We start from the raw sequence: 19,405 nt of genomic DNA, 5'->3' as shown, positions 1-19,405 counted from the left end.
CCGGCTTCAAGCCTCGGGCGGCGCCGCGGCCCACTCCGCCGCCGACAACAGATACAGGCAATGCCGCCGCAGCGGATGCCCGGGCTCCAGGGCCGGATGATCGAAATCCCGTCCGGCGTTGCGCATGCCCAGCCGCTGCATCAGCCGCTGCGACGGCAGATTGGGCAAGGCGGTGAAAGACACGATTTCTTCCAGGCCCAAGGTCTCGAAACCGAAGGCCAGCGCCCGACGCGCGGCCTCGGAGGCGTAGCCCCGGCCCCAGGATGCGCGCCGCAGCCGCCAGCCCGCCTCCACGCAGGGCATGCACGGCAATTCCGCGCGCGGCACCGCCAGGCCGACGAAACCGAGGAAGTCCCCGGACGCTTTCTCCTCCAGCGCCCATAGCCCCCAGCCGCGCGTCGCGATCAAGCCGCGCTGGCGTTCCATGCCTTCCGCGCTGTCCTCCGCGCTCAGCAGCGCCGGAAAATAACGCATCACCTCCGGATCCCGCCCCATGGCGACGAAGGGCGCCAGATCTTCGTCCCGCCATTGGCGCAGCCATAAACGCTCCGTCTCCATCTCCATCGCATCCCCTTCCCGTTCACCGCGGATTCGTCCCGAATCCGTCATTATCACGGAACCGTAACCGCCGGCTGAGTAAAATCTGCAAGGCAAGCCGTCCGCGTCCCTTTAGCATGCGGCGATCAACCTTCTCACGCGTCTGCCCATCATGCTCATTCAAGCTTCCCGCGCCGCCGCGCCCCAAACCACGGCAGCGGACGAACCCGCCCGCTCCCACGCCGCCGCCAGCCCGATATCGGCGCGGCTCAGCCAGACAGCCAACCGCGCGGACGCCCCCGCCCCGACGCGGACCGCGCCGCGCGCCAATCCGCTGGACGGTCTCTGCGCGCCGCAGCCGCTGGAGCGGCTCAACCCCGAGCCGGCCCGGCAAAGACTCAAGGACAGCGCCCTGCTCGCCAACTTCCCCTATAGCCGGGATCTGGACAGCCTGCGCGCCACCCAATGGAGCCCGGACGCGGAACTGGCGCGGCTGCTGGCCAAGGGCAGCACACTGGAGTTTCAGCCCCAGCAGGCGCGCCTGATGGACCCGGAAAGCGGCCTGGTGGCCTATGTGTTCCGCAACAAGGCCGAGGGGGACATCCGCCTGGTCTTCGGCGGCACCACCAGCGGCCGCGGCGTGGGCGGCCTCGCTCAGCGCAATCTGAAAAACCTGGCCAGCGTGGCGCGGCAGTGGCGCGCCAACATCGGCAACGCCGCCTTTGGCGGCCGCCCCGCCTGCTACGCCCAGGCTGCCCAGCTCACCCGCAAGCTGCAAAGCCTGGCCGCCGGCCTGCCGCTGATGCGCAGCGGCGAGCCCGGCTACACCGTCAGCACCGGCGGCCACTCGCTGGGCGGCGGCATGGCCGCCTACGCGGCGATGCAGCTGTCCACCCCGCAGCGCCCCGTTCACGCCGAGTGCTTCAGCAGCGCCCAGTTCGGCCGCGGCCTGCAAAACGAACTGCTGGCGCGGCACGGCAACGATCTGGATCAGGCGCGCGCGGCCGCGGCCCATATCCGTCATTACTGCGTCCAGGGCGATCTGGTGCCGGCGCTGGACGGGCTGTTGCCGGTGCGCCACGTCGGCCAGCTCTATCTGCTGCCGGCCAACCGCCAGGCCGACGACAGCCGCCTGGGCCGCCATGACAAATTCCTGGATCATGTGCAAGACTTCGTCGCCAGCGCCTGGCAGGGACAATCCCGGTTTTACGCCTAGAAGACCCGGCCGCCGCCCGGTCCCGGGCCGGGCGGCTCAATCAGCGGCCCAGGCGCCGATGCCGCCTTGACCCCCTCATCTCCGCTAGGCACAATCGCAAACGCGCCGCCCCAAACCGGCAGCGCCCAGATTGGAGTCTGGCCCCGCCGCCTCGGCCCAAGCGCCGCAACCGCTTGGTCCGTGCCCTTGCACCCTTCAGCCATACCTAAAACGGGCAGGCCGTGGTGGGAGGGTGCTCGCACCCGCCGGACCGTGGCGCCGGAACTCCAATCCTGCCATGCGCCTGCCATGAGCCTGCGGCTGCCCGTCGCCCCATCGGCAGCCTGAATCAACAGGAGTGCGCGCATGTCCGTCAAATACCCGATTCGCCGCCATTACCGCCCCAATCTCAAACCCGTTTCCTATCAGGAACTGCCCTTCGCCGCGCGCTTGCCGGACCATCCTCAAGTCCATTGCTGGCAAGTGCCGCCGGCCGACGATTATCGCCAGGCCTATTTGCTGGGACGCGAATACGCCGGCCATTTCATCCAGTACCTGCAGGACAATCCCGACGTCCCGAAACGCGCCTTGCTGGCGCGCATCGCCGCCGACGTCGATTTCTCGGTGCAAGGACCCGAGCAAGGCTATTGGGCCGGCTTCTTCGCCTTGGTCGAACAGGTGCTGATCTTCCCCATCGACATCTTCGGCTACATCGACCGCATCAAGCTTCGGGAGGACGCCTTGCGCCAGCAGACGGCAAAACGCTTGGCCGATACTGAATAAGTGTAGCTATTACGCCGCCGACGACTGAGCCGCTTTTGGCACAGCCGCCGGCGGCGCTGGCTGAATCCGGCCACGCGCTCCCGACGCAAGCCATGAAAATCAACAGTTTAACGATGAAGTGAGCTGGCACGCGCTTTGCCTAATAAGAACCACCTCACGGCCTCGCTCCGCGTCGCCGCGTCGTTTAAATGCAAACGTCGTATAAATAGAAGGTTGCCGCGCTCCGCCCGGCCCCATACCCGCAAAGGAGAAACACCATGCAACGCATCCGCACCTGGCTCTGTCTCGCCGCCCTGGGCGGCGGCCTCTCGCTGCCCGCCCTCGCCGCCGACGTGGTCCGCCTGGGCAATCTCAAGTTCGCCCACTACGGCGCCATCAGCTATATGAAGGAGATTGCGCCCAAATACGATCTGAAGATCGAGGAGCGCATGTTCGCCAAAGGCATAGACATCATGCCGGCCATCGTCGCCGGCGAAGTGGATATCGCCGCCAGCGCGGCGGACGCGGCGGTGGCCGGCCGCGCCGGCGGCGCGCCCATCTTCGCGGTGGCCGGCTTCGCCAAGGGCGGCGCGCGCATCGTGGCCGCCAAGGACAGCGGCATCAAGAGCGTCAAGGATTTGAAGGGCAAGAAAGTGGGCGTGGCGCGCGGCGGCGCGCAGGAGCTGCTGCTGGCGGCGGAGCTGGCCAAATACAAGCTCAGTTGGTCCGACAAACCGGGCAAGGACGTGCAGGTGATCTACATGCCCTTCGCCGATCTGAACCAGGCCTTGATGGGCAAGCAGATAGACGCGATGAGCCAGTCCGAGCCGCAGTCGTCCCAGGCCATCAACAAGGGCTTCGGCGTGGAAGTGCTGAAGCCTTACGACACCCCGCTGGGCGAGCCCATCCGCACCCTGGTGATGACGGAGAAAATGTACAAGGAACGCCGCGGCGTGGCGGAACGCTTGATCAAATGCTTTGTGGAGGCCACCAACACCTTCATCAAGAACCCCAAGCTGGCGGAAAAATACGTGCGCGAGAATATGTTCAAGAACCAGATCAGCGCCGACGATTTCCAGGACGCGATCTCCAACTCCCCGTACAGCTACGATCTGAGCGTGGCCCATATCCAGACCACCACCGACATGATGCAGCAGTACGGCATCGGCAAGATGGCCAAGCCGCCCAAGGCGGCGGACTGGGTGAAGCTGGACTTGCTGAGCAAGGCCAAGCAGGACCTCAAGGTTAATTGACGGCGGCGGGAGCAAATCATGCAGCAGACTGTGTTTTCCCGGCTGGGCCAGGCCTGGTCCAGCCTGGCGGTGCCCATCGCCATCGTGCTGATCTGGCAGGCCAGTTCCAGCCTGGGCTGGATCAATCCGCAAATCCTGCCCTCGCCGCTGGCGGTATTGCAAAAGTGGCTGGCTTACTGGCAGCCGCTGGAAGCCTACGATCCGGCCTCCGGCGGCTATCTCGCCTGGCTGCTGTCCGGCGAGCTGGTCCACGACGTGGCGGCCAGCCTGTGGCGGGTGGTGCTGGGCTTTGCGCTGGGCGGCGGCCTGGGCTTGCTGCTGGGGCTGTTCATGGGCGTCAGCGACCCGGTGTACCGGGCCTTTAACCCCTTGATCCAGTTCCTGCGGCCGATCCCGCCCATCGCCTGGACCCCGCTGTCCATCCTGTGGTTCGGCCTGGGCAATCCGCCGGCGGTGTTCCTCATCACCATAGGCGCTTTCTTCCCCATCCTGATGAACACCATTTCCGGCGTGCGCAATGTGGACGGCATCTATATCCGCGCCGCGCGCAACCTGGGCGCCAGCCGAGCCACCCTGTTCCGCCGGGTAATCCTGCCGGCGGCCACGCCCTTCATCTTCACCGGCGCGCGGGTGGGCATGGGCACCGCCTTCATCGTGGTGATCGTGGCGGAAATGATCGCGGTGAACAGCGGCGTCGGCTACCGCATCATGGAGGCGCGCGAGTATTTCTGGACCGACAAGGTCATCGCCGGCATGGTCACCATCGGCATTCTCGGCCTGTTGATCGACATGCTGATGCAGGGGCTGAACAACCGCCTGCTGAAATGGCATCGCGGCATCGACCAGTAAAAACCCGCTCAATGTCCGCTGCGCGTTGTGGGGCCTCGCAAGGTGAGCACCGCTTAGAAATGCTCATGTACCACGCGTACATTCCGCTTTCTCGGCAGTTGTCGCCTTGTCTCGCCCTAGCACGCGGAACATTGAACAGGCTCTGATCACAATGCGCCGCCGGGCCCGCCTCGACGCGGGCGCGGCGCAAAGAACGAATTCGCGCAACAGCGGCCCCCACTGCTGCGCGACATGGAAGGATGAGGCATGAGCGCCCAGATCGAAGTGCAACAGGTGCAAAAAGTATTCAAGACGCCGGGCGGCGACGTAATCGCCCTGCGCGACATCCAGCTGGACATCCAGCCCGGCGAGTTCGTCTGCCTGCTGGGCCCGTCCGGCTGCGGCAAATCCACGCTGCTCAACGCCATCGCCGGCTTCGCGCCGCCCAGCGGCGGCGAGATCCTGGTGGCCGGACAGCGCGTCGCCGCGCCCGGGCCGGACCGCGGCATGGTGTTTCAGGAGTACGCGCTGTTTCCGTGGATGACGGTGGAACAGAACATAGGCTTCGGCCTGGAAATCCAGAAACGCTCTCCGGCCGAGATCCGCGCCGCGGTGGAGCCGCTGCTGGACAAGCTGCACCTGCGCGACTTCCGCCACCGCTTCCCCAAGGACCTGTCCGGCGGCATGCGCCAGCGGGTGGCGATTGCGCGGGTGCTGGCGCTGGATTCGCCGGTGATGCTGATGGACGAGCCCTTCGGCGCGCTGGACGCGCTGACCCGGCGCTCCTTGCAAGACGAGCTGCTGCGCATCTGGCAGGAGAGCGGCAAGACCATCATCTTCGTTACCCACAGCATCGAGGAATCCATCTACCTGGCGGACCGGGTGGTGGTGATGACCTACCGCCCCGGCACCATCAAGCGCGACGTGCGGGTGGAGCTGCCGCGCCCGCGCGACCCCAGCGCGCCGGGCTTCAACGATCTGAAACGGGAGCTGACCCGGCTGGTGATGGAGGAACATTCACGCCACGAAGCCGCGGAACTGCAAGCTGCGGTAGACTGAGGCATCGCCGATTTCCGATCCGCCGCCATGCTCGCACGCGCGTTGCGTTTCCTGCTGAAAAGCCTGCCCTCCCTCTTCTTGCTGGCCTTGGCGCTGGGCGGCGGCTGGGTCTTGGCCAGCCGCATGCTGCTGACCGAAGCGGAGCGCGAGGGCCGGCATCGGGCGGAGATGCACGCCGCCAACCTCGGCGCCACGCTGGAGCAATACCGCTATCTGCCCTATGTGCTGGCGCTGAACCAGGACATCCTCAACCTGCTGGCGGACCCGCGCAATCCGCGGCGGGTGGAGGCGTTGAACCGCTATCTGGAACAGGTGAACCGGCAGTCGCGCACCTCGGCGCTCTTCATCGTCAACGTGGACGGCATCGCGCTGGCGTCCAGCAACTGGATGTCGCCGTACAGCTTCGTCGGCAACAGCTACGCCTTCCGTCCCTATTTTCAGCAGGCGCTGGCCGGCCGGTCCGGCAGCTTTTACGGCATAGGCAGCACCAGCCGCGAGCCGGGCTATTTTCTGTCCTGGCCGGTCTTGTCCGGCCGCCGCATCGTGGGCGTGGCGGTGGTCAAGGTCAGCCTGGCGCCGCTGGAGGAAGCCTGGCGCAAGGGCGCGGAGCCGGTCTTGGTCAGCGACCGCCACGGCGTGGCCTTCCTCAGCGCCAACCCGGACTGGAAGTTCGCCACCTGGCAGCCGCTGCCGCCGGCGGTGCGCCGCCAGATCGACGCCACCCGCCAATACCTGGGCGCCAAACTGCATCCCTTCGCGCTGCTGCAACCGCACGCGGGCTGGCGCGAACAGGCCTGGCTGGCGCCGGACAGCGAGCGCAAGCTGCTGGCCGGCCGCTATTTGCAAATCCGCCAGACCTTGCCGCAAACCGGCTGGACGCTGACCTTGCTGGTGGACATGCACGGCCGCAACCTCACCTTGCTGGCCATCATGAGCACGCTGCTGGCCAGCGGCCTGGGCCTGCTGACGCTGTGGCATTACCGGCGGCTGCGGCTGAGCCGGCTGCGGGAGCAATTGGCGGCGCAACAGGCTTTGCAGCAGGCCCACGACCAGCTGGAGCGCAAAGTGGCGGAACGCACCCGCGATCTGGCGCTGAGCAACACCCAGCTGTCGGCGGAAATCCGCGAGCGCATCCAGACGGAAAACAGCCTGCGCATCACCCGCGGCCAATTGGCCGAGGCCAGCAAGCTGGCGGCGCTGGGCCAGATGGCGGCCGGGGTCGCCCATGAAATCAACCAGCCGCTGGCGGCGCTGCGCGCCTTCGCCGACAACGCGGTGACCCTGTTGCAACGCGGCCGCCCGGACGACGCCAGCGACAATCTGGGCCAGATTTCCCAGTTGGTGGAGCGCATCGCCCACATCACCCGGGATCTGAAAACCTTCGCCCGCCGCCACCGCGGCCCGCTGGGCCAGACCAATCCCCTCGCCGCGCTGCGCGACACGCTGACCCTGCTGCAGCCGGCGCTGCGCGAGGCCCAGGTGGAGTTGGAGCTGGACCTGCCGCCGCGCTGTCCCGACATCGCCTGCGACGCCATCGGCCTGGAGCAGGTGTTCACCAATCTGCTGGGCAACGCCATAGACGCGATGCGGCAGCAAGGGCGAGGCCGGCTGGAGATCAGCCTGCTGCACAAGGCGGGCATGCTGGAATTCCGCCTGCGCGACCACGGCCCCGGCATCGCCGACGCCGATCTGCCGCATCTGTTCGAGCCCTTTTACAGCACCAAGCCGCGCGGCCAGGGCCTGGGCCTGGGGCTGGCCATCGTGCAGGAAATCGTCGAACAGTCCGGCGGCCGCATCGAAGCCTGCAACCACCCGGACGGCGGCGCCCGCTTCATCATCAACTGGCCTTGCGAGTCCGCCTCATGAAACCCTCCCCCAACGTCCGCGCGGGCGTGATCTACGTTGAAGACGACCCGGCCGTGCGCATGGCCACGCTGCAATCGCTGGAATTGGCCGGCCTGCCGGTGCAGGCCTACGCCGACGCCGAAAGCGCGCTGACCGCGCTGAGGCGCGACGAGCGCGCCGTCCTGCTCAGCGATGTGCGCCTGCCCGGCCTCAGCGGCCTGGAGCTGATGGAACAGGCGCTGAACCAGGACCGGGAACTGCCGGTGATCCTGGTCACCGGCCACGGCGACATCGCGATGGCGGTGGCGGCCACCCGCGCCGGCGCCTACGACTTCATCGAAAAGCCCTATGCGCCGGGCCGGCTGATCGAAACGGTGCAACGCGCGCTGGACAAGCGCCGGCTGACGCTGGAAAACCGCGAACTGCGCGCCAGCCTGGCGCGCAGCAACGGACCGGTGCTGATCGGTCATAGCCCGGCCATGCAGGCGCTGCGCGAGACGCTGGCCAATGTCGCCGACACCGACGCCGACGTGCTGATCCACGGCGAAACCGGCACCGGCAAGGAAATGGTGGCGCAGGCGCTGCACGCCTGGAGCCGTCGCCGCGAGCGTCATTTCGTGCCGCTGAACTGCGCCGGCCTGCCGGAATCCATTTTCGAGAGCGAAATTTTCGGCCACGAGGCCGGCGCCTTCACCGGCGCGCTCAAGCGCCGCATCGGCAAGATAGAGTACGCCAGCGGCGGCACCCTCTTCCTCGACGAAATCGAAGGCATGCCGCTGGCCTTGCAGGCCAAGCTCTTGCGGGTGCTGCAACAGCGGGTGGTGGAAAGGCTGGGCTCCAACAGCCTGATCCCGGTGGACTGCCGGGTGGTGGCCGCCACCAAGGACGATCTGGCCCTGGCCAGCCGGGAGCGGCGCTTCCGCGAAGACTTGTACTACCGGCTCAATGTGGTGTCGCTGCGGCTGCCGCCGCTGCGCGAACGGCGCGAGGACATCCCGGACTTGTTCCAATGGTTCGTGGAGCAAGCGGCGGCGCGCTTCGACCGCCCGGCGCCGGACACGCCGCCGGCGCTATTGGGCCGCCTGCAGGCGCAGACCTGGCCGGGCAATGTGCGCGAGCTGCGCAACGCGGCGGAGCGCTATGTGCTGGGCGTGGCGCCGGACGGCGGCGAAACCGCGGCCTACGCGCCCAGCGCGCTGGACGCGAGGGTGGACGCCTACGAGAAGCAATTGATCGAGCAGGCGCTGCTGCGCACCCAGGGCCAGGTGATGCAGGCGGCGGAGCTGCTGGGCATTCCGCGCAAGACGCTGTACAACAAGTTCGCCAAGCACGGCATAGACCCGGACAGCTACCGCGCCTGAGAACCTGTTCAAGGTCTGCTGCGCGTCGTGAAGCGTTGCACGGTGAGTACGAGCTCAAAATGCTCATGTGCCACGAGTACATTCCACTTTTTCGCTCGTTTTCGCCTTATCTCGCCCTTGCTCGCGAGACTTTGAGCAGGCTCTGATAGCTGTTCACGATTTACGCTCCGCAGCCGCCTCACACCGCGCGCAGCAGCATGAAATGGCGCAGGCTGTAATAACCCTGCGCCGCCGGCCACGGCAAGGCGCCCAACAGGCTCAGACCCGCTTCCCAGCGTTGATTGTCCAGCAGCGCCTCGGAGACGAACTCGCCGTTCAGATTGCAAAAGAACAGCCGGGTCCAATGCGCGTCGCCGGACAGCGTTTCCGCGCGCAGCGCGGCGGTGGCCTGGCGGAACAGCGCCTCGAACAAGGCTTGCTCCAGCCGCTCGGCGCCGCCGCGCAGGCCGAAATTGCCGATATAGGCCATATAGTCGCGGCCGGCGATTTCCCAGCGCCGTTCGGTGACTTGCGCTTCGTCGTGGATGCCCCACAGGCCGGCCAGCAACACGTGCAGCACATTGGCGCTGAAATTTTCCAGCGCGTCGTTCAGCCCTTCCCGGCCCGCGCCCAGACCGGCGAAGCTTTCCATCAAGCGGATGTCGTTTTCCAACAGCACGTGGATGTCCAGCCGGCCGTTGTTCTCGCCCGGCGTCCAGTGAGCGCCTATGGCCGGCAGTTGGCCCTGCGGCAGCAGCCAGCCCTTGGCCTCCTGGCAGGGCAGGCCGTGGGCGGCCAATAATTGCGCCAGCAGCGGCGTGGGGTCGAGCGCGGCTTGGGCTTCCGGAACGTGGGCAGACAAGATGGCCATCCTTTTGATTTGATCGCGAGGCCGGCAGTGTACCACCGCCCGCCTCACAGCCTGAAGCTGGCCGCCGCCTGCCGCAGCCCGGCGGCCAGCGTCTCCAGCGCTTCCACCTCGGCCTCGGCCGCCAGGGCGGTGGCGCGGGTCTGTCCGGCCAGGCCGGCCACCTGCTCCATATTGCCGGCCACCTCGCGGTTGGCCTCGGCCTGCGCCGCGGCGGCGCCGGCCACCGCGCGGATATTGTCGCGCGCGGACTGCGCGCCGCCGCGGATGCGCTGCAAGGCGTCCGCGGCCTGCCGGGCCATGGCCACGCCGCTGTCCACCCGCGGCCCCACCTCGCCCATGCTGGCCACCACGGAATCGGTGTCCGCCTGAATCGCCTGGATGGTGGCGGCGATCTGGCGCGTGGCCTCGCCGCTGCGGTCGGCCAGCTTGCGCACCTCGTCCGCCACCACCGCGAAGCCGCGGCCCAGCTCGCCGGCGCGCGCGGCTTCAATCGCCGCGTTCAGCGCCAAGAGATTGGTCTGGTCGGCGATGTCCTTGATCACCGCGGCGGTGACGTCGATCGCGCGGCAGCGCTCGGCCAGTTCGCCTATGCAGCCGGAGGCCGCCGCCACCTGGCCGGACACCGCCTGGATCTCCTCGGCCGCGCGGCGCACCAGGCCTTCGCCCTCGTCCGCCAGCGCGCAGGCGTTGGCGGAGTCCGACTCGCTCTCCGCGCTGCGGCGCGACACCTCGGCCACGCCGTCCAGCATGCCGGCGGTGGTTTCCGCGGCGCCGGCGCTGGCCGCCGCCGATTGCTCCACCTGGCCGTGAATCTGCTGCATGCGTCCGGACAAACCGCCCACCGAACGCTCCAGCTGCGCGGAACCGTCCTGCAGACGTTCGATCAGCTGGCGCAAGCTGCGCTGCATCCCGGCGAAGGCGTCCATCAGGCTGCCCTCGCTCGGCGCGCGCTCCAATGTCTGGCTCAGATCGCCGGCCGCCATCGCCCGCGCCGTCGCCGCGGCCGCCTCCGCCTCGCCGCCGATCAAGCGGAAAATGGACGCGGCCACGCGCCAGGCCAATAACGTCACCACCGCCAACACCGCCAGGCCGATGCCGGAGAGCTTGAGCGCCAGGCCGTTGAACTGGCTTTCCACATCGTCCATGAACACGCCTGTGCCTATGGTCCAGTTCCAGTCCGGTATCCGCATCACCGCATTGAGCTTGGGCAGCACCTCGTTGCCGTTGGGCCGCTTGGTGCGCACCAGCGCAAAGCCGAAATCGCCGTTCGACAGCGCGTCGCGGTAGGCCTGCACCAGGGTGCGGCCGTCCGGCAGCTTGCCGCCGGTGTCCCGCTTGCCCAGCTTGCGCCGGTCCGGGTGCACCAGCACCAGGTCCGACGCGTCGCGCGCGAACACGTAGTTGCCCTTGTCGCGCAGTCCGGACATCGCTTCGACCGCGCGCCGCTGCGCCTCCTCGCGCTTGAGCTTGCCGCTTTGCTCCTGCTTCTGATACATGGCCACCTGCTGGCCCGCCAGGTGCACCAGGCTGCCGATCTGCGCCTTGCGGTCCTCCAGCAGGGTGGAACGCAAGGTGTGCAAGGCGAATCCGGCCACCACGCACAGGCCCAGCCCGGCGCACAACACCACGCCCCCCAAACGGACAGCCAGTTTCATGTCTTCGCTCCATCACGGGTCTCGGCGCCGCGCGGCGGCCGTTCATCCATGGAGCATAGACTATTCATTATGCTTAAGCGGACGCTGCCTCAACCCTCCCCGCCGGCGGCGAACTGCAAGGCCGCCAGCCGCGCGTACAAGGGCGAGTCGGCCAACAGGCTCTGGTGACTGCCTTCGGCCACGATGCGGCCCTGGTCCAGCACCACGATGCGGTCCGCCTGCTTGACCGTGGCCAGCCGGTGGGCGATCACCAGGGTGGTGCGGTTTTGCGCGGCGCGCTCCAGCGCCTGCTGCACCAGTTGTTCCGACTCCGCGTCCAGCGCGCTGGTGGCTTCGTCCAGCAGCAGCAAAGGCGGGTTCTTCAAGATGGCGCGGGCGATGGCGATGCGTTGGCGCTGGCCGCCGGACAGGCGCACGCCGCGTTCGCCCAGATAGGTGTCGTAGCCCTGCGGCAACTTCTCGATGAAGCCGTCGGCGGCGGCGGCGCGGGCCGCGGCCCGCACCTCCTCGTCGCTGGCCTCGGGTTTGCCGTAGCGGATGTTCTCCAGCGCGCTGGCGCCGAAGATCACCGAATCCTGCAAGACCACGCCCACATGGCCGCGCAAATCGGCGAAGGACAGCTCGCGCACGTCCACGCCGCCCAATAGCAATTGCCCTTGCTGCGGATCGTAAAAACGCAGCAAGAGCTGGAACAAGGTGGACTTGCCGGCGCCGGACGGCCCCACCAGCGCCACGTGCTCGCCGGGGCGCACGCTGAGCCGGATGCCGCTGAGCGAAGGCTGGCCGGGGCGGGACGGATAGGCGAAATCGACGTCGCGCAACGCCAGGCCGGCGGGCCCGGCCGGCAAGGCGCGCGGCGCGGCCGGCTCCGTCACCGGCGAGCGCAGGGACAGCAGCTCCATCAGACGCTCGGTGGCGCCGGCCGCGCGCTGCACATCGCCCCACACCTCCGCCAGCGCGCCGATGGCGCCGGCGGTCACCACCGCGTACAGGATGAATTGCCCCAGCTGGCCGGCGCTCATCGTTCCCTCCAGCACCGCGTGCGCGCCCAGCCACAGAACAAAAACGATGGCGCCGAAGATCAGCAGGATCACCACCACCGTCAGCCAGGAGCGCGCGCGGATCCGCGCCAGCGCGGCGTCGAAGCTGGTTTCCACGGACTCGCCGAAGCGCCGGCTTTCCCGCGCCTGCTGATTAAAGGCCTGCACCGTCGGAATCGCGTTCAGGGTTTCCCCGGCGATGGCGCTGGAATCCGCGATGCGGTCCTGACTGGAGCGGGACAAGGTCCGCACCCTGCGGCCGAAGACCACGATGGGCAAGACCACCAGCAACAGCGTCACCAGAATGTAGGCGGTCAGGCTGGGGCTGGTGGCCATCAACATGGCCAGGCCGCCCAACATCAGCAGCGCGTTGCGCAGCCCCATGGACAGGCTGGTGCCGATCACGGTCTGCACCAGGGTGGTGTCGGTGGTCAGCCGGGACAGCACCTCGCCGGTCTGGGTGACTTCAAAGTATTCCGGGCTGACCCGGATCACATGCTGATACACCGCGCGGCGGATGTCGGCGGTGACGCGTTCGCCCAGCCAGGACACGCAATAAAAACGCAGCGCGGTGGCCAGGGCCAGCACCGCCGCCACGCCGAACAGGCCGAGGAAATAGCGGTTGATGTCCGCCGCCGCGCGCTGGCTGAAACCATGGTCGATCAGAAAGCGAAACGCCACCGGCAGCAACAGGGTGGCGGCGGCGGCCACGATCAGGGCCAGCAAGGCCAGCCAGGCGCGCAGCCGGTACGGGCGCAGATAGGGCAACAGGCCGGCCAGCGGGCTCAGCCGCAGCCATGGGGAGGGGGCAACGGACATGGGAATGGACGCTCAGTGAAACACAGCGCCCTACTCTAGCCTGCCGCCGGACAAACCGCACCCCCCGACATGAAAAAACCGCCGCGGGCGAAGCCGGCGGCGGCGGGACGGTCAGCCTTGCCTGAATCAGAACTTGTACTGCATCTGCACGCCCAGCAAGTGGCCGCGGATGGAGCTGTAAGAACCTTGCAGCGTGTCGCCGTTGCCCAGCGGGCTCTTGGCGGTATGGTTGACGTCGCGGTCGCCCACGCCCATCAGATAGGTGTAGCCGGCGTCCACGGTCAGCTGCTTGCTGGCCTTGTAGCTGGCGCCCAGGCTCAACCAGACGCGGTCGGTGTCCGGAATCAGCGGGTTGCGGTAGCTGGCGTTGCGCACCGGGCTGGTTTCATAGCCCACGCCGCTGCGCAGCGTCAGTTGCTCGTTGAAGTTGTAGTCGGCACCCACCGAGAACAGCCAGCTGGCTTTCCAGTGATTGTCGATCACGGTTTCAGCCACCGGGTTGCCCTTGATCACCAGCTGATCGAAGCGGCTCCAGTTGGTCCAGCGCGCGGTCGCGCTCAGCGCCCACTTGCTGTTCAGACGGCTGAAGCCGGACAGCAGCAGCGATTCCGGCGTGGTGACGTCGGCGCCGCCGGCATGCACGCCATCCAGATTGGTCATGCCCGGAATGCCGAGACGGTTGAAACCGCTCGCGGTGTAATCGCCGCGCGCCTTATGGTGCAGCTTGGAGCGATAGGACAGACCAACGCGGTTGTCCTGGTTGAACGCGTACATCAGGCCCAGATTGTAGCCGTAGGCCCAGCTGTCGGCGTCGATCTCGCCGGTGGCGCCCGGGAAGAAGGCGCCCTGCTTCAGATCGGCCTTGGCGTACTGCGCCGACACGCCGGCGCCGAAGCTCCACTTGTCGTCCAGCTTGTAGGCGAAGGACGGGTTGAAGTCCACGGTCATGATGGAACTGGAAATGCCGTGGTTGCGGCCCACCCAGTTGTCGTCATAGCTCGCGCCGAGGCCGAAGGGCACGGTGATGCCCAGGCCCAGGCGGGCGCGTTCGCTCAACTGATGCACCAGATAGGCGTTGGGGATGAATTCGGCCTTGGCGCGGCCGTTGTCGCTGCCCTGGCGCGCGGCCGGGTAGCCGCCCTTGCCTTCGAACGGCGCGTCGATTTCGGCGTAGGTGAAGCCGCCCTGCACCTGGGTGCCTTCAATCAAGGTCATGCCGGCCGGGTTGTAGAAGACGGCGGACAGGTCGTCGCCCACCAGGCCGGCGCCGGCGTGGGCGCGGCCCAGGCCGGCCACGCTTTGCTCGGACAATTGGAAGCCGGCGGCCTGAGCCAGCGGCGCGGCGGCCAACAGGCCGGCCACCAGCGCGGGAATGAGGCGAACAGCGGAAGGTGCGAATGCTTTCATTTTTTTATATCTACCCCGGCGGCGGCTGCCGCCTTTGTTATTGGAAACCGAGCTTGCGTGCGAAAATATGCCATCCAAATAGATAGCGATCACACAATTTTTAGGGGGTGGAGTCTAAATACTATTTTTTAAAAAAACAAGAAGTCCGCCTTAGGCTAAAAGCATAAGACGGCCGCGCCATGCGCTGAATCAAAAGGCTGTGCTAATATTGGCGGCTCCTCATAACCCTGTTGAATAAAGCAACCATGAAACGAATGCTGAGCATGCTGGCGTTGAGCGCGCTGCCCGCCGTGGCCCTGGCCTCGCCGACAGTGGAAATGACCACGAACAAGGGCAATATCGAGATTGCGCTGGACTCGGCCAAAGCCCCCAAGACCGTGGAAAACTTCGTCGCCTACGCCAAGGCCGGCCACTACAACGGCACCGTGTTCCACCGCGTGATCGACGGCTTCATGATCCAGGGCGGCGGCTTCGACACCAAGCTGAACCAGAAGCCCACCCGCGCCGCCATCGCCAACGAGGCGAGCAACGGCCTGAAGAACGGCATAGGCACCATCGCCATGGCCCGCACCGCGGACCCGAATTCCGCCACCGCCCAGTTCTTCATCAATGTGGCCAACAACGACTTCCTCGACTATAAATCCCCGACGCCCCAGGGCGCCGGCTATGCGGTGTTCGGCAAAGTGACCCGCGGCATGGACGTGGTCAACCGCATCGCCAAGACCCGCACCGGCAGCATGAACGGCATGGGCGACGTGCCGTTCGAGCCCATCGTGATCCAGAAAGTCACCATCAAGCCTTAAGCTTTTCTACAACCTCTTTCATACCGGCAGGCCCCACGCGGCCTGCCCGTCATCAAGGAAACACCATGATCAAACTGACCACCAACTTCGGCGCCATCGTGCTGGAACTGTTCGCCGACAAGGCCCCGAAAACCGCCGCCAACTTTGAAGAGTACGTAAAAAGCGGCCATTACGACGGCACCATCTTCCACCGCGTAATCAACGGCTTCATGATCCAGGGCGGCGGCTTCACCGCCGACATGTCGCAAAAGCCGACCAACGCGCCGATCGAGAACGAGGCCAATAACGGCCTGGCCAACAAGGCCTACACCGTGGCCATGGCCCGCACCATGGACCCGCACTCGGCCTCCGCCCAGTTCTTCATCAATGTGTCCGACAACGACTTCCTGGATTTCAAATCGGAAAGCGCCCAAGGCTGGGGCTACGCCGTGTTTGGCCAGGTTGTGGAAGGCCAGGACGTGGTGGACAGCATCAAGGCGGTGCGCACCGGTCGCAGCGGCCCGCATCAGGACGTGCCGGCGGAAGCCGTGGTGATCGAGAAAGCCGAAATCATTTGATTCGCCGACGCCGCGCGACGCGCGGCGCGCTTCCAGCCCGGCCGTCCGGCCGGGCTTCAACTCATCCGCACGCGACATGGCCATTCACTTCATTTCCGATCTGCACCTGGCGGACGACACTCCGGCGCTGAACCGTTTGTTTCTGGACACGCTGCAAGCCTGGCAAGGCCGGATCGACGCGCTCTACATCCTGGGCGATCTGTTCGAATACTGGGTGGGCGACGACGACGATTCGCCGTTCCTGGAAACGCCGCTGGCCGCAATGCGCGCCTTCGCCGCCGCCACGCCGCTGTACGTGATGCACGGCAACCGCGATTTCCTGCTGGGCGAGGGCTTCTGTCTGCGCAGCGGCGCGCGGCTGCTGGACGATCCAAGCTTGATCGAGGCCCATGGCCGCCGCTGCCTGCTCAGCCACGGCGACGCGCTGTGCACCGGCGACGCCGCCTATCAGCAGTTTCGAGCCGTCAGCCGCAACCCGCAGTGGCAGCGGGCGATGCTGGCGCGGCCGCTGTCGGAGCGCCACGCGATCGCGCGTCAGGCGCGCCAGCAAAGCGAGATGAGCAAACAACAGAACGGCCTGAGCGAGATTTCGGACGTCGCCGCCGACGCGGTCGAGGCGCTGCTGGCCGCCCACGACTGGCCAACGCTGATCCACGGCCATACCCACCGCCCCGCGGTCCACCGACACGGCGAATCCGAGCGTTGGGTGATCCAGGACTGGCACGGGAACCAGGGCGGCTATCTGCGCCTGGACGATGCGGGCATCGTCAGCCTGCCGCTGAACGCCGCCTGAGAATTTGCGCAAAGTCCGCTGCGCATCGCGAGACATCAGATTGCAAATGCAAAACGCCTGCCGGATCGGCAGGCGTTTTTCACGTCAGCGCGGCTCCGCCGACAGCGGCCGCCACAGCGGCCACCAGCCCGGCCCGCAGGCCAGTTCGGCGTCCACCGCCACGCCGGGCAGCGCCAGCACGCGCCCGTCGGCGTCGCACAACAGCGGCCAGCGCTCGCGCAAGGGCGGCGCGATGCCGGCCTCCTGCAGAAAGTTCTTCACCGGCTTGCGCCCCACCCCAGCCGCCAGCCGCTCGCCGCCCTCGCGCGGCCGCAGGCTCAAACCCCGCGCCAAGGTCTCCGCCGGCAGGCCGCGCGGCCGCCACTCCCAGCTCAGCGTTCCGCCCCACTCTTGCACCAGGCGTTCCGCCGCAGGCTCCGCCGCCCCCAGCGACACGGCCGCCGGCGCCTGCAGCGCCGGCAAGGCGAACAGGCCATCGCGATAACGGTATAACAGACCCCGCGCCAGACTCAGCCGCGGACAGCTGGCGGCGCCGGCCTCCAGCGCCTGGCGCTGGAACTCCGCCAGCGCGTCCGGCTCCGGCGCCGGCCAGGCCAGGCCGCGCAGCCAGGCCAGCAGGCATTGACGTTGCCTGGCCGCGGACAAGCCGCGCCAGCGGGTCAGGTCCAGGCCTCCTTCGCGCCGGCAAGCGGCCAGATCCTCCGCCGCCACCTCGTCCAGCACCGCGGCGGCGTCCGCCAGCAAGCCGGCCGAGCGCGTCAGATGCCGGCGATAATCCGGCAGCGCCGCCTCCAGCTGCGGCAGCAGCCGCTGACGCAGCAGATTGCGCCGCCAGCGCTCGTCCTGATTGCTCTCGTCCTCCACCCAGCTCAGGCCCTGCGCCTGAACGAACGCCTCCAGCTGCCGCCGGCGCAAGCCCAGCAAGGGCCGCCACAGCCAGGGCCCGTCCGCGTCCAGCTTGCGCAAGGCCGGCATCGCCGCCAGAGCGCGCGCGCCGCCGCCGCGCAGCAATTGCAGCAGCACGGTTTCCGCCTGATCGTCCAGATGATGCGCCAAAACCACCACGCCGGCGGCGGAACGCCGATACGCCTGGTAGCGCGCCTCGCGGGCCACCGCTTCCAGACTGTCGCCGCCGCTCAGGACCACGCTCACCCGCTCCACCCGCAAAGACGCGCCCAGCGACGCGCACAAAGCGCGACAATGCTCGGCCCAGGCGTCGGCGTTCGGACTCAGCCCGTGGTGCACATGCACCGCGCGGACCTCCAGCTCCGGACGGCGCTCCCGCGCGCGGCACAGCAGCGCCAGCAACGCCACCGAATCCAGGCCGCCGCTCAAGCCCACCTCAAAAGCACATTGGCCGGACAATTCGTCCGGCCAATGGCTTAACAGAGATTCGAGCGGGTCAGGCTGCGGCTTCCTTGAAGCGGCCATAACTCATCAATCTGTCGAAACGGGTTTTCAGCAACTCGTCGATCGGCTTGCCGGTCAAGTCTTTCAACTCTTCCTGCAGCACGCGCTTCAGCGTCGCCATCATCTGAGCGTGATCGCGATGCGCGCCGCCCACCGGCTCGTTGACCACGCGGTCGATCAAGCCCAGCGTCTTCAGGCGCGGCGCGGTGATGCCCAGGGCTTCCGCGGCGTCGGACGCGCGCTCGGCGGTCTTCCACAAGATGGAGGCGCAGCCTTCCGGCGAAATCACCGAGTAGGTGGCGTATTGCAGCATATTGACGCAATCGCCCACCGCGATGGCCAGCGCGCCGCCGGAACCGCCCTCGCCTATCACCGTCACGATGACGGGCACGCGCAAACGGGTCATTTCATAGAGATTGCGGCCGATGGCCTCGGATTGGCCGCGCTCTTCCGCGCCGATGCCGGGCCAAGCGCCGGTGGTGTCCACCAAGGTGACCACCGGGATGCCGAACTTCTCGGCCAGCTTCATCAGGCGCAGGGCCTTGCGATAGCCTTCCGGATGCGGCATGCCGAAATTGCGGCGGATCTTTTCCTTGGTGTCCCGGCCCTTCTGCTGGCCGATGACCATCACCGACTGGCCGTTGAAACGGGCCAGACCGCCTACGATGGCGGCGTCGTCGGCAAACGCGCGGTCGCCGTGCAGCTCTTCGAAGTCGGTGAAAATACTCTCTATATAGTCGAGCGCGTAGGGGCGCTGCGGATGGCGCGCCACCAAGGCGATTTGAGACGGCGTCAGCTTGGCGTAGAGGGACTTGGTCAAGTCCTGGCTCTTCTTCTGCAGGCGCGCGATCTCCTCGGAGATGTCCAGCACGGAATCGTCCTGAACATAGCGAAGTTCTTCTATTTTGTTCTCGAGCTCGGCAATAGGCTGCTCAAAATCGAGAAAGGTCGGCTTCATTCGTAACGTCATCCGATAAATAGCTAATGGCGGCATGATACCTTAGCGGCAAAGTCGGCGTCACCTTTCTGTCTGACAAAAACATTAAATTTTGGAGCATTTATTCGAAATTGCCGCCGGTTGCAAAAATTTGCGGGTAGACCACTTGCGCAAGCTTAAACCCTGTGTTTTAATTCGCCTCCTCGCTGAAACGCAAACGCAGCAGCGAAAAGGATTCAGGGCGTTTAGCTCAGTTGGTAGAGCGTCTGCCTTACAAGCAGAATGTCGGCGGTT

General features: G+C 66.7%; 17 protein-coding genes. 10 read left to right on the top strand and 7 right to left on the bottom strand.

What is annotated here, in order from left to right; genetic code table 11:
* Nucleotides 1-6 precede the first annotated feature (6 nt).
* Complete coding sequence (locus ACODRW_RS19795) at nucleotides 7-564, bottom strand: GNAT family N-acetyltransferase (protein ID WP_488906513.1); 558 nt, start codon at nucleotides 562-564, stop codon at nucleotides 7-9.
* A gap of 145 nt (nucleotides 565-709) precedes the next feature.
* Between ACODRW_RS19795 and ACODRW_RS19790 the strand changes: the two genes are divergently transcribed.
* The 7 genes from ACODRW_RS19790 (at nucleotide 710) to ACODRW_RS19760 (ending at nucleotide 8,840) form a co-directional block, all read left to right on the top strand.
* Nucleotides 710-1,753 carry a Tle-like phospholipase domain-containing protein gene (locus tag ACODRW_RS19790; protein ID WP_488906512.1) on the top strand — a complete coding sequence of 348 codons (1,044 nt, stop codon included), beginning with the start codon at nucleotides 710-712 and terminating at the stop codon, nucleotides 1,751-1,753.
* Nucleotides 1,754-2,098: 345 nt separating this feature from the next.
* The gene (locus tag ACODRW_RS19785; RefSeq protein WP_107798678.1) at nucleotides 2,099-2,515 is read left to right on the top strand and encodes a hypothetical protein; all 417 of its coding nucleotides are present in this window, start codon (nucleotides 2,099-2,101) and stop codon (nucleotides 2,513-2,515) included.
* Nucleotides 2,516-2,772: 257 nt separating this feature from the next.
* Nucleotides 2,773-3,747: an ABC transporter substrate-binding protein gene (locus tag ACODRW_RS19780; RefSeq protein WP_107798677.1), complete on the top strand. Its 975-nt coding sequence runs from the start codon at nucleotides 2,773-2,775 to the stop codon at nucleotides 3,745-3,747.
* An 18-nt stretch (nucleotides 3,748-3,765) separates the two neighbouring features.
* Complete coding sequence (locus tag ACODRW_RS19775) at nucleotides 3,766-4,596, top strand: ABC transporter permease (protein ID WP_227107708.1); 831 nt, start codon at nucleotides 3,766-3,768, stop codon at nucleotides 4,594-4,596.
* 246 nt (nucleotides 4,597-4,842) lie between these two features.
* A complete protein-coding gene (locus ACODRW_RS19770) occupies nucleotides 4,843-5,634 on the top strand; it encodes an ABC transporter ATP-binding protein (RefSeq protein ID WP_081545119.1) in 792 nt (263 codons plus the stop codon).
* A 27-nt stretch (nucleotides 5,635-5,661) separates the two neighbouring features.
* Nucleotides 5,662-7,500: an ATP-binding protein gene (locus ACODRW_RS19765; RefSeq protein WP_488906511.1), complete on the top strand. Its 1,839-nt coding sequence runs from the start codon at nucleotides 5,662-5,664 to the stop codon at nucleotides 7,498-7,500.
* The gene (locus ACODRW_RS19760; protein WP_488906510.1) at nucleotides 7,497-8,840 is read left to right on the top strand and encodes a sigma-54-dependent transcriptional regulator; all 1,344 of its coding nucleotides are present in this window, start codon (nucleotides 7,497-7,499) and stop codon (nucleotides 8,838-8,840) included. Before ACODRW_RS19765 ends, ACODRW_RS19760 begins: the two co-directional genes overlap by 4 nt.
* Nucleotides 8,841-9,018: 178 nt before the next feature.
* Here the strand turns inward: ACODRW_RS19760 and ACODRW_RS19755 are convergent, their stop codons facing one another.
* The 4 genes from ACODRW_RS19755 to ACODRW_RS19740 all read right to left on the bottom strand — a co-directional run bounded on the left by ACODRW_RS19755 (nucleotide 9,019) and on the right by ACODRW_RS19740 (nucleotide 14,611).
* Complete coding sequence (locus ACODRW_RS19755) at nucleotides 9,019-9,681, bottom strand: DUF6348 family protein (protein WP_488906509.1); 663 nt, start codon at nucleotides 9,679-9,681, stop codon at nucleotides 9,019-9,021.
* A gap of 53 nt (nucleotides 9,682-9,734) precedes the next feature.
* Nucleotides 9,735-11,345 carry a methyl-accepting chemotaxis protein gene (locus ACODRW_RS19750; protein WP_107798672.1) on the bottom strand — a complete coding sequence of 537 codons (1,611 nt, stop codon included), beginning with the start codon at nucleotides 11,343-11,345 and terminating at the stop codon, nucleotides 9,735-9,737.
* Nucleotides 11,346-11,434: 89 nt separating this feature from the next.
* Nucleotides 11,435-13,204, bottom strand: a complete 1,770-nt coding sequence (locus ACODRW_RS19745; protein ID WP_488906508.1) for an ABC transporter transmembrane domain-containing protein — start codon at nucleotides 13,202-13,204, stop codon at nucleotides 11,435-11,437.
* A 126-nt stretch (nucleotides 13,205-13,330) separates the two neighbouring features.
* A complete protein-coding gene (locus tag ACODRW_RS19740; protein ID WP_488906507.1) occupies nucleotides 13,331-14,611 on the bottom strand; it encodes an OmpP1/FadL family transporter in 1,281 nt (426 codons plus the stop codon).
* Nucleotides 14,612-14,856: 245 nt separating this feature from the next.
* Here ACODRW_RS19740 and ACODRW_RS19735 point away from each other — a divergent pair, with 245 nt between their 5' ends.
* The 3 genes from ACODRW_RS19735 to ACODRW_RS19725 all read left to right on the top strand — a co-directional run bounded on the left by ACODRW_RS19735 (nucleotide 14,857) and on the right by ACODRW_RS19725 (nucleotide 16,764).
* The gene (locus ACODRW_RS19735) at nucleotides 14,857-15,414 is read left to right on the top strand and encodes a peptidylprolyl isomerase (protein WP_227107700.1); all 558 of its coding nucleotides are present in this window, start codon (nucleotides 14,857-14,859) and stop codon (nucleotides 15,412-15,414) included.
* A gap of 65 nt (nucleotides 15,415-15,479) precedes the next feature.
* A complete protein-coding gene (locus tag ACODRW_RS19730) occupies nucleotides 15,480-15,971 on the top strand; it encodes a peptidylprolyl isomerase (RefSeq protein ID WP_107798668.1) in 492 nt (163 codons plus the stop codon).
* 76 nt (nucleotides 15,972-16,047) lie between these two features.
* Nucleotides 16,048-16,764, top strand: a complete 717-nt coding sequence (locus tag ACODRW_RS19725) for a UDP-2,3-diacylglucosamine diphosphatase (RefSeq protein ID WP_488906506.1) — start codon at nucleotides 16,048-16,050, stop codon at nucleotides 16,762-16,764.
* A gap of 84 nt (nucleotides 16,765-16,848) precedes the next feature.
* Here ACODRW_RS19725 and tilS read toward each other — a convergent pair whose 3' ends face one another.
* Complete coding sequence (gene tilS, locus ACODRW_RS19720) at nucleotides 16,849-18,195, bottom strand: tRNA lysidine(34) synthetase TilS (RefSeq protein ID WP_488906505.1); 1,347 nt, start codon at nucleotides 18,193-18,195, stop codon at nucleotides 16,849-16,851.
* Nucleotides 18,167-19,132: an acetyl-CoA carboxylase carboxyltransferase subunit alpha gene (locus tag ACODRW_RS19715; RefSeq protein ID WP_107798665.1), complete on the bottom strand. Its 966-nt coding sequence runs from the start codon at nucleotides 19,130-19,132 to the stop codon at nucleotides 18,167-18,169. Before ACODRW_RS19715 ends, tilS begins: the two co-directional genes overlap by 29 nt.
* Nucleotides 19,133-19,405: the final 273 nt, after the last annotated feature.

The sequence above is a fragment of the Chromobacterium sp. FG89 genome (genome assembly GCF_057808735.1).
Note: the sequence above shows the minus strand (reverse complement) of the source record. Positions and strands in the feature narration are given on the sequence as shown.

Coding starts and splice junctions, on each gene's coding strand:
- ACODRW_RS19760 (WP_488906510.1), top strand. CDS start 7,497: ATGAAACCCTCCCCCAACGTCCGCGCGGGCGTGATCTACGTTGAAGAC.
- ACODRW_RS19795 (WP_488906513.1), bottom strand. CDS start 564: ATGGAGATGGAGACGGAGCGTTTATGGCTGCGCCAATGGCGGGACGAA.
- ACODRW_RS19775 (WP_227107708.1), top strand. CDS start 3,766: ATGCAGCAGACTGTGTTTTCCCGGCTGGGCCAGGCCTGGTCCAGCCTG.
- ACODRW_RS19740 (WP_488906507.1), bottom strand. CDS start 14,611: ATGAAAGCATTCGCACCTTCCGCTGTTCGCCTCATTCCCGCGCTGGTG.
- ACODRW_RS19765 (WP_488906511.1), top strand. CDS start 5,662: ATGCTCGCACGCGCGTTGCGTTTCCTGCTGAAAAGCCTGCCCTCCCTC.
- ACODRW_RS19785 (WP_107798678.1), top strand. CDS start 2,099: ATGTCCGTCAAATACCCGATTCGCCGCCATTACCGCCCCAATCTCAAA.
- ACODRW_RS19725 (WP_488906506.1), top strand. CDS start 16,048: ATGGCCATTCACTTCATTTCCGATCTGCACCTGGCGGACGACACTCCG.
- ACODRW_RS19790 (WP_488906512.1), top strand. CDS start 710: ATGCTCATTCAAGCTTCCCGCGCCGCCGCGCCCCAAACCACGGCAGCG.
- ACODRW_RS19730 (WP_107798668.1), top strand. CDS start 15,480: ATGATCAAACTGACCACCAACTTCGGCGCCATCGTGCTGGAACTGTTC.
- ACODRW_RS19715 (WP_107798665.1), bottom strand. CDS start 19,132: ATGAAGCCGACCTTTCTCGATTTTGAGCAGCCTATTGCCGAGCTCGAG.
- tilS (WP_488906505.1), bottom strand. CDS start 18,195: ATGGCCGCTTCAAGGAAGCCGCAGCCTGACCCGCTCGAATCTCTGTTA.
- ACODRW_RS19780 (WP_107798677.1), top strand. CDS start 2,773: ATGCAACGCATCCGCACCTGGCTCTGTCTCGCCGCCCTGGGCGGCGGC.
- ACODRW_RS19735 (WP_227107700.1), top strand. CDS start 14,857: ATGAAACGAATGCTGAGCATGCTGGCGTTGAGCGCGCTGCCCGCCGTG.
- ACODRW_RS19750 (WP_107798672.1), bottom strand. CDS start 11,345: ATGAAACTGGCTGTCCGTTTGGGGGGCGTGGTGTTGTGCGCCGGGCTG.
- ACODRW_RS19770 (WP_081545119.1), top strand. CDS start 4,843: ATGAGCGCCCAGATCGAAGTGCAACAGGTGCAAAAAGTATTCAAGACG.
- ACODRW_RS19745 (WP_488906508.1), bottom strand. CDS start 13,204: ATGTCCGTTGCCCCCTCCCCATGGCTGCGGCTGAGCCCGCTGGCCGGC.